This window comes from Tessaracoccus sp. (genome assembly GCF_016714275.1).
In the GTDB taxonomy this organism is placed as follows: Bacteria; Actinomycetota; Actinomycetes; order Propionibacteriales; family Propionibacteriaceae; genus Arachnia.
On record NZ_JADJNP010000001.1, the window covers coordinates 309,250 to 324,185 of the forward strand.

Sequence of the window (14,936 nt, forward strand, 5' to 3'; positions counted from 1 at the left end):
TTTAATCGTTATCAATAATCACGCCTGAAATCTCTCAAAACGGGTAGCAAACCGAACAAACACCCGATACAATAGAACACATGAACGGTAACCTACGGAACCTCAGCCAGCAGTTCCTCACTGCCGCCTGGAACACCGCACGCACCCACACCTCCCGCGACCAGGCGCACCGACTCGAAGAGCTCCTGACCGTGCTTGATGAGACCCAAGCCCAGATCGCCGGCCTACGCCTCCACCTGATCCACGAAGCCCGCCTCAGCAACATCGACACCGTCACCGATCACATCCGCACCTCAACCAGGACGACCACAGCGCAGGCCACCGCGACGCTGAAACTGTCCTGGGACCTGGCCGAACGATTCGGTCACATCGCACGAGCGTTAGAGAACGGTGTCGTGTCGCTCGCCCAAGCCGAAGCGATCGTCGCCGGACTGAAGAAACTCCCGAACACCCTCACCCGCACGGACCTCGAAACCGCCCAAGCCACCGTCCTCGGGTACGTCGATGCACTCGGACCCAAAGAGCTCCAGACACTGGCATCCCGCATGGTCGAAATCATCGACCCCACCGGTGCGGAGCAGACCGAGGCCGAGCGTCTCGCCGCAGAGGAACGACGCGCCCACGCCGGACGGTTCTTCAAGCTGCGCCCCGACCAGCACGGCTCCCTCACCCTCACCGGGAGACTTCCTGTTGCTGCTGCGGCAACACTGACTGCGCAACTCGAGGCGTTGATGCCGCCCCTGTCGTCCTACCGCGGCGGCGATGAGCTGCCCACCCCCGACGCCCGCCGCGCGGACGCGCTGGTGCTGCTCGCCGAGACCGCCGCCAGCACCGGTGAAGTGCCCGCGCACGGGTTCGACCGGCCCGCCGCGAAAATCACCATCCCGCTGGCCACGTTGACCGACCGTCTCGGACCCGCCGCAGTGTTAGATGACGGACAGCCGATCTCTGCGGGTGAAGCCCGCCGGCTTGCCTGCGACGCCGACATCATCCCCATCGTCCTCGGCCCGAAGTCAGAGATCCTCGACATCGGACGCTCCCAGCGGCTGTTCACCAAAGCCTTGCGCCTCGCCCTGATCGCCCGTGACCAGGGCTGCGCGTTCCCTCACTGCGACACCACAGCCGCCGTCTGCGAAGGACACCACATCGTCCCGTGGCACCACGGCGGCCAAACCGCGTTGTCGAACGGAGTCCTGCTCTGCCCCCACCACCACCGCCTGGTCGAACCAGACCCCAGACAGTCCGAACATTCCCAATGGCGAGTGTTCCTCGACAAAGAGACAGGGAGGCCGTGGTTCACCCCACCCCGACACATCGACCCCGCACGACGGCCGCGGCAACACCGACGATTCCTCCTCAACGACATCACCCTCACCGAACCCGACGACAACCCCCACGACACCGGACCGCCCCGTTCATACGGCAACGGACCGTCCAGCCTGTACAACGGCGCACCATCCAGTCCGTACGGCAGCGGACCACCCTCAGAGGCACCACCCTGCCCACACGACGACGTCGACCCATGGCCACACACCCGGCCCGCCGCCCAGACACCCAACCCCTGGCACGCCGAAGAAGACACGGGCGCCGAGCCCGTGGCGTAAAGCCGGGCTGGCACGCGCGGGACCAGGAAGCCATCACAGCCACCCGGAACACCGATCCCGGGACGAGACTCGGACGTCCCTCAGCTTCGAATAGCTCCGGATGAGCCGCGCATCTCGAGGGTCGCGACGCCGAGGTGGGTGCGGGCGGGGAGCGCGGGGTCGGCCAGGCGCTCGATCAGGAATCGGCCGGCCTGGGCACCCACGGCGAAGTTGCCGCTGTTGACCGAGGTCAGCGAGATGTGACGGATGTGTGCAAGGTAGGTGTTGTCGTAGCCGACGATCGACAGGTCGCCGGGGACGGAAAGGCCCAGGTCGTCGGCCGCCGACAGCGCGCCGATCGCGACCATGTCGTTGAACGCGAAGATCGCTGACGGTCGCTCGTCGCCGGTCAGGAGCCGCCGGGCAGCGGCGTACCCGCTCTCCTCACTGCTGCCTCCCGCGACGACGAGGCCTTCCGCGTCGAGGCCGGCCTCAGCGATGGCGTCACGGAACCCCTGGGCGCGGAGGCTGCCCACCTTGCCCGGACCGCTGAGGTGCACCATCCGGCGGTGGCCGAGCCCCAGCAGGTGACCGGTGGCCTCCCGCGAGCCGAGCAGATCGTCGTTGACGACGACATCCACGTGGGGAAGCTCGGGTTCGAGCGTGCCTGCCAACACGACGGGCACCTCCCGCGAGGCCACTTCCAGCGCCGCCCACTCCGTGTTCGTGCCGACGATGACGAGACCGTCGACGTTCTGGGCCAGCAGCTTCTCCACCGAGCTGACCCCGACCCCCTGGTCCAGCCGGCTGTCCGCCAGCAGCGGGGACAGCCCTGAACCGTGCAACGTCGTCGTGAGGCCCGCGAGCAGATCGACGAACCACGGGTTGCCGAGGTCGCTCACCACCACGCCGACGGTGTCCGACCGAAGCCGCGAAAGCGCGCGGGCCTGACGGTTGGGCCGGTACCCCAGTTCATCGATCGCCTGCAGCACCGCCGCCCGGCTTGCCTCCCCGACGCGCCCCTTCCCCTGCAGCACGAGGGAAACGAGCGACTTCGATACGCCGGCGTGGCGTGCGACGTCGCGGATCGTTGGCGGCCTCTCGACACGCGGTCCAGGTTCGGGCATGCGGTCAGACTAGTGGTGTGTTGCGCGGGACCCGCGCCCCCACTAGGCTGGAACGGTCCAACACCGTCCAGCACAAGTGACGCATGCACCATGAGAGGAACCACGATGGCCCAGCGCGACATCGGCGTAGGAATCATCAGCCTCGGCTGGATGGGGCGCCTCCATGCCCGCAGCTACCGCGGCCTCCAGGAGCGGTTCCCCGAGCTGGGCGTCCGCACGAACCTCCTCACGGCCTGCGACACGGCGGAGGCGACGCGCACGGCCGCGGTCGAGGAGATGGGCTTCGCGCGTGCGGTGGCCGACTACAACGAGGTCCTCTCCGACCCGGAGATCGACGTCGTGTCCATCTGCTCCCCCAACTTCCTGCACCGCGAGATCGCCCTCGCGGCGGCCGCGGCGGGTAAGCCGTTCTGGATCGAGAAGCCGATGGGGGTGACCGCCGCCGAGTCTCGCGACATCGCCACGGCAGCCGCGCAGGCGGGGCTGATCACCTCCGTCGGGTTCAACTACCGCCATGTCCCCGCCATCGAGAAGGCCCGCGAGCTGATCCGCGGCGGCCGCCTGGGCCGCATCCACAACGTGCGCTGCTGGCTGATCGCCGACTACGCGGCCTCGCCCGACGGTCCGCTCACCTGGCGACACGGCCGCGCGGCGGGCGGCAGCGGCGTCGTCGGCGATCTGATGAGCCACGGCGTCGACCTGGTGCAGTACGTCGTCGGCCGCATCGAGGCGGTCACCGCGACCACAGGAACCTTCATCACCGAGCGCCCGGTCCCCGCGAAGGCCGGGTTCGGACACTCGGGCTACGAGCTCTCCGGCGAGATGGGAAAGGTCGAGAACGAGGACTATGTCAGCGCACTCGCCCGCGTCGAGGGCGGCGCCATCGCCACCCTGGAGGCCAGCAGGGTCGCCGTCGGCCCCCGCGCCGAGTACGTGCTCGAGGTCTATGGATCCGAGGGATCGCTGCGGTGGAACTTCGAGCACCTGAACGACCTCGAGCTGTGCATCGGGCGCGACAACGAGTTCCCCGGCTACACACGGGTGATGGCCGGCGCGAACTTCCCTTCCTTCTCCCGCTTCCAGCCGAGCCCGGGCACCTCCATGGGATTCGACGACGCCAAGGTCGTGGAGGCCGCGCAGTTCATCGAGTCGGTTCTGACCGGTAGGCAACTGGCCCCCTCGGCCGCTGACGCCTGGGCCGCCGCCGAGGTCGACGAGGCGGCCATGCGCTCCGCCGCGGATGGCCGCTGGCACGACGTCCCCCACGTCGACGGAATCCTCACCTGGGGCAACTGAACGCGAAACGGCGGCGCCCCGCAGGCCTGAGGCCTGCGGGGCGCCGTCGTTTCCGTCAGATCAGTTGATGACCTTCTGGACCTCTTCCGAGTCGATGTTCTCGGGCGTCACCCAGACGGACTCCGACACGACGTTCTTCTCGGTCGGGGTCTCACCCTTGGTGGCCGCGATGAGGATCTCGACCGTCTTCTGGCCCATGCCGAAGGGGTTCTGCACGATCACGCCATTGATCTTGCCCTCCTTGAGGAGCGTCAGCACATCCGGGGAGGAGTCGACGCCGACGATCTTGGTGGGCATGCCCTTGGCGGCAACCTCATCGGCGATGGCGATGGTCGAGTCGTCATCGGTGCCGAAGAAGCCGACCAGGTCGGGGTGCGCCTGCAGGATGCCCTGCGCCTTGTCGCGCGACTTCGCCGGATCCGACTCGCCGTTCTGGATGTCGACGATCTCCATGCCGGGGGCGTTCGCAGCGAGGTAGTCCTTGAAGCCGTCGCGACGAGCCGCGGCGGTGCCGACCTCGCCGTGAGCGATGATCGCGACCTTGCCGGTGCCTCCGGTCAGGGTGACGAGTTGCTCGGCGGCCTGCGCGCCCATGCCCGCGTTGTCCGACGCGACAGTGGCGATCGGGACATCAGACCCGGCCAGCGGCGTGTCGAAGATGACGACGGGGATGTTCGCGGCCTGGGCGGCGTCCATCAGGCGCGGGGCGCCGTCCTGCGCGCCGTCCTGGGGAGCGAAGCCGATACCCGCGGGCTTCTCGTTGATGGCGGTCTCGAGCTGGTTCAGCTGCTTGTCGCCCTCGGACTCGGTGTCGGGGCCGTTGAAGCTGACCTCGAACCCCTCGGCCTGGCCGGCCGCGATGGCGCCCTCCTTGACCTTCATCCAGTACTCGGCAGAGTTGGCCTTGGCGATCAGCATGATGCGCTTGCTGCCGCCCTCGCCGCCACCGCCGCCGGTGTTGCCCGGATCCGGGGTTGCGGCGTTGTTGTTGCAGGCGGTGAGGCTAGCAACCAGCAGGAGGCTGCACGCTCCTGCGATGAGCTTCTTCTTCACGATTGTGTCTCCTTTTCGTCGTGAGAAAAACAGGGTGGATATATCAGGGGTGACCGACTGCGGTCACTCCTCCTTGCCGCCGCGGCGGCGGATGTCGACGTAGACGGCCAGCAGGACGACGACGCCGAGGACGATCTTCTGCCACTGGTCCTGGACGCCCATGACGGTCAGGCCGTTGAAGATGGTCTGGATGGTCACGGCGCCGATGACCGCGCCGAAGATCGACGCACGGCCACCGCGCAGCGAGGTACCGCCAATGACGGCCGCGGCGATGGCGTACATCTCGTAGCCCTGGCCGAGCGTGGGCTGCGCAGCCGAAAGACGCGACGACATGAGGACGCCGGAGATGCCGGTGAACAGGCCACAGATGACGTAGGCGAGGACCTTCCAGCGGTTGGTGTTGACGCCCGAGATGCGGGTGGCCTCTTCGTTCGAGCCGATGGCGAGCGCGTAGCGGCCGATGGGGGTCTTGTTCATCATGATGCCGGCGATGACCGCCAGGATCGCGAGGATGAGGACGCCGTTCGGCAGGCCGGGGATCAGCTGCCCGACGGCGATCTGGTCGAATCCCTCGACGCTGCGCAGCGAGATCGTCCTGCCGTCGGCGAGCACGAGCGCCGCGCCCCAACAGACCATCATCATGGCCAGTGTCGCGATCATCGGCTGCATCTTCACGTAGGCGACGAGGAAGCCGTTGATCAGGCCGAGGAGGGCGCCGGCCGCGAGGGCCCCGAGGATGCCGACGATCATCGGCATGCCCGCGCCGGTCTCCTTGGCGATCAGCGTGGCGCCGAAGACCGACGTCGCCGCCATGCCGAGGCCGGGCGTCAGGTCGATGCCGCCGGTCGCGATGACGAACGAGAGGCCGAGGGCCTGGACGCCGGTGACGACGGCCGCGAGCAGAAGGGACGATACGTTGCCCCAGCTCGCGAACTGCGGCTTCATCATGGTGAAGAAGATGGCGAGCAGCACCAGCACGAGGACGACGAGGCCCTGCTGCAGGAACTGCCGGTAACGCTCCGGGATGCCGCGAGAGGCGGGGGCGGCAGTGCTTGTCTGGGTCATCACGCAACCTCGTTCTTGTCGTCGTCTAGGGGGATGAATTGGGTGGCCAGCTCCATGATCTTTTCCTGCGTGGCCTCTTCGTTGGACAGGATTCCGGTGATCCGGCCGTTGCACATCACGGCGATGCGGTCGGACATCCTGAGGACCTCTTCCATCTCGGAAGAGATCATGATGATCGACTTGCCCTCATCGGTGAGCTTGTCGAGAAGGTCGTAGATCTCCTGCTTGGCGCCGACATCGATGCCTCGGGTCGGCTCGTCGAAGATCAGGACGTCGCAGTCGCGCTCCAGCCACTTGGCGAGGACGACCTTCTGCTGGTTGCCGCCGGAGAGGTTCTTGATCCGCTGGCCGACCGACGGCGTCTTGGTCCGCAGGGTCTTCGCCCACTTCTCCGCGGTCACCTTCATCTTGCCGTCCTGCAGGAGGAAGGTCTGTGTGTACTTCGGGATGGAGGCCAGCACCGTGTTCGCGGTGACGTCCTGCGCGAGGATGAGGCCGTAGCGCTTGCGGTCCTCGGACAGGTAGCCGATACCCTCCGCCACCGCGGTCTGCGGGTGGTTGATGTTGACCTTCTTGCCGTGGATCGTCACCTCGCCGCTGGTCTTCGGATCAGCGCCGATCAGCGCGCGGGCCGTCTCGGTGCGGCCAGCGCCCATCAGCCCTGCGAAGCCGAGCACCTCGCCCTTTTCCAGGGTGAAGCTGACGTCGCGGAGCAGCGGCGCGGTCGAGAGGCCCTTGACCTCCAGCACCGGGGCCGTATGTTCGCGCGGCTCGGGCCGAACGTTGGACTCGATCTTGCGGCCGACCATCAGCTGGATGATGTCCGGGATGGTGAGCGTCGACGCGTCTCGGGAGGTGACGAGTTCGCCGTCGCGGAGCACGGTGACCTGCGTGGACAGGTGCCGGATCTCCTCCATGCGGTGGGAGATGTAGACGACGGCGGTCTGATCGTTGACGAAGTTGTCGATGATCCGGAAGAGCGCCTCGACCTCGGTCTCCGTCAGCGCGGCCGTCGGCTCGTCCATGATGAGGACCGACGAGTTGAAGGACAGAGCCTTCGCGATCTCGACCATCTGCTGGGCCGCGACGGTCAGCTGCCCGACGGGCACCTTCGGGTCGATCTTGACGCCGAGCCGGTCGAGCAGCTCCGCCGCCTGCCGGTTGAGGGCCTTGTCGTCGTTCAGCAGGCCGCCGAACATCTTGGGCTCGCGCCCGATGAACATGTTCTGGGCGACGGTCAGGTGGTTCATCAGGAAGAACTCCTGGTGAATCACGCTGATGCCTGCGTGATGGGCCGACAGCGGGTTGGGGAGAACGATCTTCTCCCCGCGTAGCCGGATCTCACCCTCGTCTGGTTGGTAGATGCCAGACATGATCTTCATGAGCGTGGACTTGCCCGCCCCGTTCTCCCCGACAAGCGCATGCACCTCACCCGTGCGCAACGTGAAGTCCACGTTGCTGAGGGCGCGTACGCCGGGGAATATCTTGCTGACGCCGTCGGCCTCGAGCAGGATCTCCCCCTTGCCTTGCGGGGATGCGGAGTGGATTGAGCCTGGTGCTGCTGTCATCCTCAGCCTCCTTGCTGGTCATGTTGTGCCCGGACGTTACCTCAGTTACGGGCGATTCCGGCCCGCATTCGGCTCAACCGTGCTGCGCAATGTTTGCAAACCCTGCACCTCACTGTCAAGGCTCCGGGCTGACAAAGGTGTCACTTTGGTAGCACATTGCTGCGATGCGTAGCTGATCCAGTAGCAGGATGCCAGCGACGGAGCCACCCAGCCAGCGACACCCCGTGATCGTTACCAGATCGAGACTCGAGATCTCGGTCCCGACGAAAACCGTACCCGTGACGGTCCGGCGGGACGACGCCAAACCGACAAAGGTATCGCACTTGTTCAGACATGCGCGAGCTCGGCGGCCTGCTTGACACCGGGCTGCGAGCAAGGCGACCTGTCAAACCTAACCTTGCACGATCTACTAGTTCTTGATAATCTGCTAGTCAATCGAGGCCGAGTCCGGCGTGTCACCGAACAACGGAGTTCCCGGCCCGCCTCCTCGCCCGTTCACAGACAGGACCTGAACAGCCATGACCGTAAACGTCGCCGTTATCGGCGCGGGGATGATGGGCAGCGACCACGTGCGCCGCCTCGCAACCAAGATCGCAGGAGCACGCGTCGGCGCCATCGTCGACGTGGACCTCGAACGCGCGGGTGACCTGGCCACCGAGATTGCCCGCGCCCACGGCGGTGGCGACGTCGTTGTCTCGGACGATCCCTACGCGACCATCTCCAACCCCGCCGTCGACGCGATCATCATCGCCACCGGCGACGACACCCATGCCCCCCTGTGTCTCGCGGCCCTCGACCGCGGCATCCCGGTGCTGTGCGAGAAGCCGCTGGCCCCGACCGAGGCCGAGTGCCGGCAGGTGGTCGACCGGGAGATCGCACACGTCGCCGCCGGGGGCCACCGCCTGATCTCCGTCGGCTTCATGCGCCGCTTCGACCCGGGCTGCGTCGAGCTCCGCGCGGCCGTGGAGAGCCAGGAACACGGACCCGCGCTGATCACTCACTGCCTGCACCGCAACGTCGCCCCCTACCCCGGCGGCAGCGACCACACCATCACAGGGTCGGCGGTGCACGAGTTCGACTTCATCCCGTGGCTCCTGGGGGACCCCATCGCCGAGGTTGCCTGGCTCGGCTCCCGCTCCTCCGGCCGCACCACGCGCCGCGACCCCCAGCTGCTCCTCATCCGCACCGCCGACGACGTGCTGACCACCCTCGAGATGTTCGTCTCCGCGAGCTACGGCTACGAGGTGGGATGCGAGGTCGTGTTCGAGCGCGCCACACTCTCGCTGGCCAACCCCACCGCCGTCACGCGGCGCGCCGGTCGCGCCCTCGGCTACGAGCTCCCCAAGGACAGTATCCCGCGCTACATCGCCGCGTACGACGTCGAGGTCCAGGCCTGGATCGACTCGGTCATCCGCGACGAGACGCCCGACGCCCGGCTCGCCTCCGCCTGGGACGGGCTACTGGCCACCCGCGCCGCCAACCGGATGGTCGAAGCGATGGAGGCCGGCGACGGCCGGTTCCTCGCCGTCGATCCCCTCATCGCCCCCGAGATCTACCTCTGACACGAAGGACACCCCACCATGCACATCGGATTCCTCACCGACGCACTCGCGCACCTCACGCTCGACGAGGTGCTCGACAAGGTCAAGGAGCTCGGCCTCACCGAGGTCGAGATCGCCACCGGGAACTGGTCGAATGCCCCGCACATCGACCTCGACGCCATCGTCGACAGCCCCGAGCTCCAGGCGGAGCTGCAGCAGAAGCTCGCCGACCGCGGTCTCGCCCTCGGCGCCCTGAACGCCAGCGGCAACGTCCTCGACCCGGCTACCGGCCCGGAGCAGGCCGAGAACGCGCGAAAGACCGTCCGGCTGGCACAAGCCCTCGGCATCACAAAGATCGTCATGATGTCCGGCCTCCCCCCGGTGAACCCGACCGACCTCGTCGCGCCGTGGATCGTCACGTGCTGGCCGGCTGAAAACGTGGGAAACCGCGAGAAGCAGTGGGAGACCGCCATCGCCTTCTGGCGCGAGTTCGCCGCCTTCGCCGCCGACCACGGGATCGAGCGGCTCGCGCTCGAGATGCACGGCGACCAGCTCGCGTACAACGCGCCGACCCTCCTGCGCCTCCGCGCGGAGATCGGCGACATCATCGGCGCGAACATGGACCCCAGCCATCTGATGTGGATGGGCGCCGACCCGATCGCGTCGGTCCGCCTGCTCGGCGACGCGATCTACCACGTGCATGCCAAGGACACGAAGATCGAGGAGAGCGTCGCCGTGCGCACGCGGCTCGAAACCAGCTTCTTCGACCACGTCGCCGAGCGCTCCTGGAACTACGTCACGCTCGGCGAAGGACACCCAGGAGGAACTGCCTTCTGGTCCGACTTCGTGGCGGCGCTCGCCGAGGCCGGCTACGACGGCGTGCTGAGCATCGAGCACGAGGACGAGTCGTACTCGCCCGAAGCCGGCCTCACCAAGGCGGTCAGCGTACTTGAAGAGGCGCTGGCGTAGACCCGATCCGAGGTTCGGGACGACGGCCCGGCCCGGCGACGGTAGATACGGCTGCCGTTACCGGGCCGGGGCTGTCGTCTCGCGGATGGTCAGCGACGTGGGCACGAGGGTCCCGCGCGGAACGGACCGGCCGACGGCGCCGTCCAGCAGGTCCTGTGCCCGCTCGAACGCGAGCTGCGCCAACCGGGCCGGGTCCTGGCGGATCGAGGTCATGCTGACCGATGTCCGCGACGCGATCTCCGAGTCGTCGATGCCGACGATGGAGACGTCGTCGGGAACCTTGATCCCGCGCCGCAGGAAGACCTCGAGCAGGCCCAGCGCGCAGCGGTCGTTGAACCCGATGATCGCGGTCGGAAGCCGGTCCGCGCCGAGGAGTTCCTCTGCCACGACGGCGCCCGCGTGCTCGGTCATGCCGCCGTGCATGATCCGCACCTGGTCCTCGAGCCCGTGGGTCGCGGCCGCGCTCCGGAAGGCGCGCTCCCTATCGCGGCCGGCCGGTGCCGTCGGCGACGAGAGATAGATGACGTCCCGGTGGCCGAGATCCTTGAGGTGGCCGACAGCAGCGGTCATGCCTGCCAGGTCGTCCGAGGCGACCCACGGGATCTCGGAGGCCCGGACCTGCCTGCCGACCGAGATTACTGGGACGCGCTGAGCGAGTTCGACCAGCTTGCTCTCGCTCATCAGGGAGGAGATCAGGACGAGGACACCGCTGCGGAAGGCCACGAGGCTGTCGATCGCCTCGCGCTCGGAGCGGTCCTCCGAGCGGCCCGAGAGGACGAGTTGGCTCATCGAGTCGGCCATCGCCCTGTAGAGGCCGTCGACGAGCTCCAGCTGGAAGGGCTGTCGAGTGTCGAAGCAGACGCCGACGTTGGTGGGGTTGGCCGCCCGCAGGCCCCGCGCGCCCTCGTCGCGCACGTAGCCGATCTCGGTGGCGACGTCGAAGATGCGCTGACGGGTCTCGTCGCCGACGCCCGGCTCGCCGCGGAAGGCCAACGACACGGACGCACGCGAGACGCCGGCCTTGGCTGCGACGTCGAGCATCGTCGGGCGCCGTCTCCTGGGGTCCGACATCCACACTCTCCTGGTGGGCTCTTTACTGCCCTGTCCCGGCAGTGACAACAGGGATCACCTTACACGGGCACCCCTCGGCGGCGCCGCGGGGACCGTACGCCGTCGCCATCGAAGCAGACTTCCTCTCAGATTTACCTTGCACGATCTAGCTCTTCTTGTTAGCGTCGCTAGTGGGCGTTGTGAACAAGCAGGGAAACCACCGACGCCCGCTCATCCCCCAGCTTGACGACAAAGGAGTCAAACGGAATGAAGAAGCTCATCGCGGGAGCGGTCGCGACCGTCGTCTCGCTCATCGGCCTCGCCGCCTGCCAGCCAGACGCAGGCACGCCGGGCACTGCCGGGACACCGGACGGCGGCGGCAGCGGCAAGATCCAGATCTCGATGATCGGCAAGACGACCGACGATCACTTCGCCTTGATCAAGGCCGGCGCCCTCGCCGCGGGCGAGGCGCTCGGCGCCGAGGTCACCTACAACGCGCCGGACAGCTCGAACGAGGGCGACCGCCAGCTCAACATGCTGCAGACCGCCCTCAACAACAAGCCGGACGCCGTCGGCATCGCGCCGCAGGACGGCATCCAGGACGGCGCACCGACGATCCTGGAGCAGCACTCCGACATCCCGTTCGTGATCTTCGACACCCCGCTGCCCGGCTCGGACGTTCCGATCGCGACCATCTCCTCCAACAACAAGGGCATCGGCGCGCACGTCGCCGAGGAGATGTCAAAGGTCTTGGGTGGCACTGGCAAGGTCGCGCTGATCACCAACGGCATTCTCGGCACGGCCGCGGAGCGCCGCGACGGCTTCACCGAGTGGCTCGCCGCCAACGCCCCCGGCATCGAGGTCGTCGACATCCAGGACGGCGAGGCGGACCCGGCCAAGTCGCGCGACAAGGCGCAGGCCCTCCTCCAGGCGCACCCGGACCTGGGCGCCATGGTCGGCACCGGCAACTACTCGACCATCGCCATCGCCGACGAGATCATCGCCCGCGGCTCCAACGCGAAGGCGTTCGGCATGGACGCCGATCCCGACGTGCTCACCCTGATGCGCGAGGGCAAGGTCGCGGGCATCGTGGCCCAGAACCCCTATGACATGGGGTACCAGACGGTCGAGATGCTTGTCGCGGCCACGAAGGGCGAGAAGCCCGCGGAGAAGCTGGTCTACACTGACTCGGTCTTCGTGACCCCCGACAACCTGGACGATCCCGAGATCAAGAAGACCCTCGGGCTCGAATAGGAGCCTTGTCGCTGGCGGCCCACCGTGGGGTGGGGTCTCCCCGTCGGACAAGTGACTGCCCCGGCACGCGCCCTTGCGTGCCGGGGCAGTTGCATGTTCGACCCCGACTTGACCCCACGATTTGAACCGCTCTAGACTCCACCTAGAGCGGTTCAAAGATCGACGCTCCCCACAACTCCACGGCACCGCGACCCCGCGCCCACCACCACGCTCATAGAAAGCTGCGCCCATGTCCGCCAAGGCACGCAACACTGATCCCCGCTACTCGACGCTCGCGGTCGGCACCGCACCCGACTCCTGGGGCGTCTGGTTCCCCGAGGATGACAAGCAGGTCGGCTGGCAGACCTTCCTCGACGAGGTGGCCGAGGCCGGCTACGAGTACATCGAGACCGGCCCGTTCGGCTTCCTCCCCACCGATCCCGAGACGCTGCGCGCGGAGTGCGCACGGCGCGGAATCACCGTCGTGGCGGGCACCCAGTTCGGCGTGCTGCACCGCGACGAGGACTGGGACCAGACCGAGAAGGACATGCGCGCCAACGCGGAAGTACTGAAGGCGCTGGGCGCGAAGTTCCTCGTCTACCTCCCCCCCATGCTGCGTGACCTGCAGACCGGCGGCTGGGCCGAGGACCCCAACCTCACCGACGAAGAGTGGGCACGCATCGCCCGCAACGCCAACAAGCTCGGCAAGCTCCTCAAGGAGGACTACGGAGTGACCATGGCCGTGCACCCGCACGGCGACTCGCACATCGAGACCCGCGAGCAGATCGATCGCTTCTTCTCCGAGACCGATCCGGAGTACGTGTCGTTCTGCCTCGACACCGGCCACCTCGAGTACGGCGAGGTCGACACCGTCGACCTCATCAAGACCTACCCGGACCGGATCGGCATCGTGCACATCAAGCAGATGGACCCCGAGGTCGTCCAGCGCGTCCGCGCCGAGGACCTGTCCTTCGGCGAGGCCGTCTCGCTGGGCGTATGCGTTACGCCCGACGGCGGCCAGCCGAAGGTCGGCGCCGTGATCGACGCCCTTGCCGATCTCGAAAAGGACCTCTACGTCATCGTCGAGCAGGACCTCTACCCCTGCGCGCCGGATGTCCCGCTCCCCCTCGCCATCGAGACCCGCAAGGTGCTCGCCGAGAACAACCTCGGCCTGCTCTGACCACCCCACCCACCCTCATTCCCAAGGAGCACACCCCATGACCGAGCAGCTCTCCGTCGCCGTCATCGGCGCCGGCATGGCAGGCCGCAGCCACGCCAACGGCTACCGCCAGGCCAACACCATCCACGGCGCGGGCCTTCCCCAGATCCGCCTCGCCGCCATCGCCGACATCAACCTCGACCTCGCGCAGGAGGTAGCCGACCGCTACGGCTTCGAGAAGGCCGTCGCCACCTGGCAGGAGGTCGCCGAGGACCCGACGATCGACGTCGTGAGCATCGTCGTCGGCAACTCGCTGCACCGTGAGGTCGCCGAGGCCATGCTGGCCGCAGGCAAGCACGTGCTGTGCGAGAAGCCGCTGGCCGCCTCGATCGAGGACGCCGAGGCCATGGTCGCGGCAGCAGAGAAGGCGACGACGGTCGCCGCCACCGCGTACTCGTTCCGCCGCAACCCCGGCATCGAGGCCATCCGCGACCTGCTCGCCTCCGGTGAGCTCGGCGCCCCCGCAATGGTCGAGGCGCACTACCTCGCCGACTACGCGGCCGATCCCGAGGGCCCGATGAGCTGGCGCTTCCGCGGCCCGCTGGGTACCGGCGCGCTGATCGACCTGGGCGCGCACATCATCGACCTGGCCGAGTACGTCTGCGGCCCGATCGTGTCGGTCGCCGGCGCCGAGCTGTCGATCGCGATCCCCGAGCGCCACCTGCCGATGGGCAACGTCATCGGACACGACCACGCGGAGCTGTCCGACGAGGTCGAGGCCGTCACCAACGACGACTCGGTGGCCTTCACCGCGAAGTTCGAGAGCGGCGCCATCGCGACCTTCCGCGTGTCCCGCGTCGCCTACGGCACCCCGAACGACCTGGCCATCACCGTCACCGGCACGCAGTCGCGCGCCGTGTTCGACTGGGCCCGCCCCGCCGAGTTCATCGTCAGCGACAAGCAGCCGAAGGGCAACACCCAGGGCGACCGCGTCGTCTACGTCGCCCCGAGCACCGCCCGCGTGTTCGACGACGCGGTTCCGATGCCCGGCGGCAACATCTCGTTCGGCTACGGCGACCTGTTCATCTACCAGACCCGCGCGTTCCTGGACCAGGTCCTCGGCCGCGAGTCGACGCTGCCCGCGTGCGCCACGTTCGCCGACGGCCTCCACACCATGAAAGTGTGCGACGCGATCGTGCGCAGCGCCGCCGACGAGGGTCGCAGCACCCTCGTGTGAGAGACCCCGGGAGGCCCGGCCGAGGAGACCGGCCGGGCCTTTCGGCTACATTTCT

At 67.6% G+C, this 14,936-nt stretch carries 12 protein-coding genes; 7 read left to right on the plus strand and 5 right to left on the minus strand.

Annotated features, from left to right (window positions below; all coding sequences use genetic code 11):
- The first annotated feature begins 80 nt into the window (after positions 1–80).
- The gene (locus IPJ61_RS01490; RefSeq protein ID WP_297102309.1) at positions 81–1,604 is read left to right on the plus strand and encodes an HNH endonuclease signature motif containing protein; all 1,524 of its coding nucleotides are present in this window, start codon (positions 81–83) and stop codon (positions 1,602–1,604) included.
- Between the two features lie 80 nt (positions 1,605–1,684).
- Here IPJ61_RS01490 and IPJ61_RS01495 read toward each other — a convergent pair whose 3' ends face one another.
- Complete coding sequence (locus IPJ61_RS01495) at positions 1,685–2,710, minus strand: LacI family DNA-binding transcriptional regulator (RefSeq protein WP_297102311.1); 1,026 nt, start codon at positions 2,708–2,710, stop codon at positions 1,685–1,687.
- A gap of 105 nt (positions 2,711–2,815) precedes the next feature.
- Between IPJ61_RS01495 and IPJ61_RS01500 the strand changes: the two genes are divergently transcribed.
- Positions 2,816–4,006 (plus strand): Gfo/Idh/MocA family protein, encoded by a 1,191-nt coding sequence (locus IPJ61_RS01500; protein WP_297102313.1) that lies wholly within the window; start codon positions 2,816–2,818, stop codon positions 4,004–4,006.
- Between the two features lie 60 nt (positions 4,007–4,066).
- Here IPJ61_RS01500 and IPJ61_RS01505 read toward each other — a convergent pair whose 3' ends face one another.
- From IPJ61_RS01505 to IPJ61_RS01515, 3 genes are all read right to left on the minus strand, one after another.
- A complete protein-coding gene (locus tag IPJ61_RS01505; protein WP_297102314.1) occupies positions 4,067–5,059 on the minus strand; it encodes a substrate-binding domain-containing protein in 993 nt (330 codons plus the stop codon).
- A 63-nt stretch (positions 5,060–5,122) separates the two neighbouring features.
- Complete coding sequence (locus IPJ61_RS01510) at positions 5,123–6,124, minus strand: ABC transporter permease (protein WP_297102317.1); 1,002 nt, start codon at positions 6,122–6,124, stop codon at positions 5,123–5,125.
- Positions 6,124–7,692, minus strand: coding sequence for a sugar ABC transporter ATP-binding protein (locus IPJ61_RS01515; protein ID WP_297102319.1), 1,569 nt, complete (start codon positions 7,690–7,692; stop codon positions 6,124–6,126). Before IPJ61_RS01515 ends, IPJ61_RS01510 begins: the two co-directional genes overlap by 1 nt.
- Before the next feature lie 518 nt (positions 7,693–8,210).
- Between IPJ61_RS01515 and IPJ61_RS01520 the strand changes: the two genes are divergently transcribed.
- On the plus strand, positions 8,211–9,254 hold the full coding sequence (locus IPJ61_RS01520) for a Gfo/Idh/MocA family oxidoreductase (RefSeq protein ID WP_297102322.1): 1,044 nt from the start codon (positions 8,211–8,213) through the stop codon (positions 9,252–9,254).
- Between the two features lie 18 nt (positions 9,255–9,272).
- Positions 9,273–10,202 carry a sugar phosphate isomerase/epimerase family protein gene (locus IPJ61_RS01525; protein WP_297102324.1) on the plus strand — a complete coding sequence of 310 codons (930 nt, stop codon included), beginning with the start codon at positions 9,273–9,275 and terminating at the stop codon, positions 10,200–10,202.
- 57 nt (positions 10,203–10,259) lie between these two features.
- Here the strand turns inward: IPJ61_RS01525 and IPJ61_RS01530 are convergent, their stop codons facing one another.
- Positions 10,260–11,273 (minus strand): LacI family DNA-binding transcriptional regulator, encoded by a 1,014-nt coding sequence (locus tag IPJ61_RS01530; RefSeq protein ID WP_297102326.1) that lies wholly within the window; start codon positions 11,271–11,273, stop codon positions 10,260–10,262.
- Positions 11,274–11,519: 246 nt separating this feature from the next.
- On the opposite strand from IPJ61_RS01530, the gene IPJ61_RS01535 reads away from it, so the two are divergent.
- The 3 genes from IPJ61_RS01535 to IPJ61_RS01545 all read left to right on the plus strand — a co-directional run bounded on the left by IPJ61_RS01535 (position 11,520) and on the right by IPJ61_RS01545 (position 14,881).
- Positions 11,520–12,506 (plus strand): substrate-binding domain-containing protein, encoded by a 987-nt coding sequence (locus IPJ61_RS01535; RefSeq protein WP_297102328.1) that lies wholly within the window; start codon positions 11,520–11,522, stop codon positions 12,504–12,506.
- 229 nt (positions 12,507–12,735) lie between these two features.
- On the plus strand, positions 12,736–13,665 hold the full coding sequence (locus IPJ61_RS01540) for a sugar phosphate isomerase/epimerase family protein (protein WP_297102330.1): 930 nt from the start codon (positions 12,736–12,738) through the stop codon (positions 13,663–13,665).
- 37 nt (positions 13,666–13,702) lie between these two features.
- Complete coding sequence (locus IPJ61_RS01545) at positions 13,703–14,881, plus strand: Gfo/Idh/MocA family protein (RefSeq protein ID WP_297102331.1); 1,179 nt, start codon at positions 13,703–13,705, stop codon at positions 14,879–14,881.
- Positions 14,882–14,936 lie beyond the last annotated feature (55 nt).

Coding starts and splice junctions, on each gene's coding strand:
- IPJ61_RS01490 (WP_297102309.1), top strand. CDS start 81: ATGAACGGTAACCTACGGAACCTCAGCCAGCAGTTCCTCACTGCCGCC.
- IPJ61_RS01495 (WP_297102311.1), bottom strand. CDS start 2,710: ATGCCCGAACCTGGACCGCGTGTCGAGAGGCCGCCAACGATCCGCGAC.
- IPJ61_RS01500 (WP_297102313.1), top strand. CDS start 2,816: ATGGCCCAGCGCGACATCGGCGTAGGAATCATCAGCCTCGGCTGGATG.
- IPJ61_RS01510 (WP_297102317.1), bottom strand. CDS start 6,124: ATGACCCAGACAAGCACTGCCGCCCCCGCCTCTCGCGGCATCCCGGAG.
- IPJ61_RS01515 (WP_297102319.1), bottom strand. CDS start 7,692: ATGACAGCAGCACCAGGCTCAATCCACTCCGCATCCCCGCAAGGCAAG.
- IPJ61_RS01520 (WP_297102322.1), top strand. CDS start 8,211: ATGACCGTAAACGTCGCCGTTATCGGCGCGGGGATGATGGGCAGCGAC.
- IPJ61_RS01525 (WP_297102324.1), top strand. CDS start 9,273: ATGCACATCGGATTCCTCACCGACGCACTCGCGCACCTCACGCTCGAC.
- IPJ61_RS01530 (WP_297102326.1), bottom strand. CDS start 11,273: ATGTCGGACCCCAGGAGACGGCGCCCGACGATGCTCGACGTCGCAGCC.
- IPJ61_RS01535 (WP_297102328.1), top strand. CDS start 11,520: ATGAAGAAGCTCATCGCGGGAGCGGTCGCGACCGTCGTCTCGCTCATC.
- IPJ61_RS01540 (WP_297102330.1), top strand. CDS start 12,736: ATGTCCGCCAAGGCACGCAACACTGATCCCCGCTACTCGACGCTCGCG.
- IPJ61_RS01545 (WP_297102331.1), top strand. CDS start 13,703: ATGACCGAGCAGCTCTCCGTCGCCGTCATCGGCGCCGGCATGGCAGGC.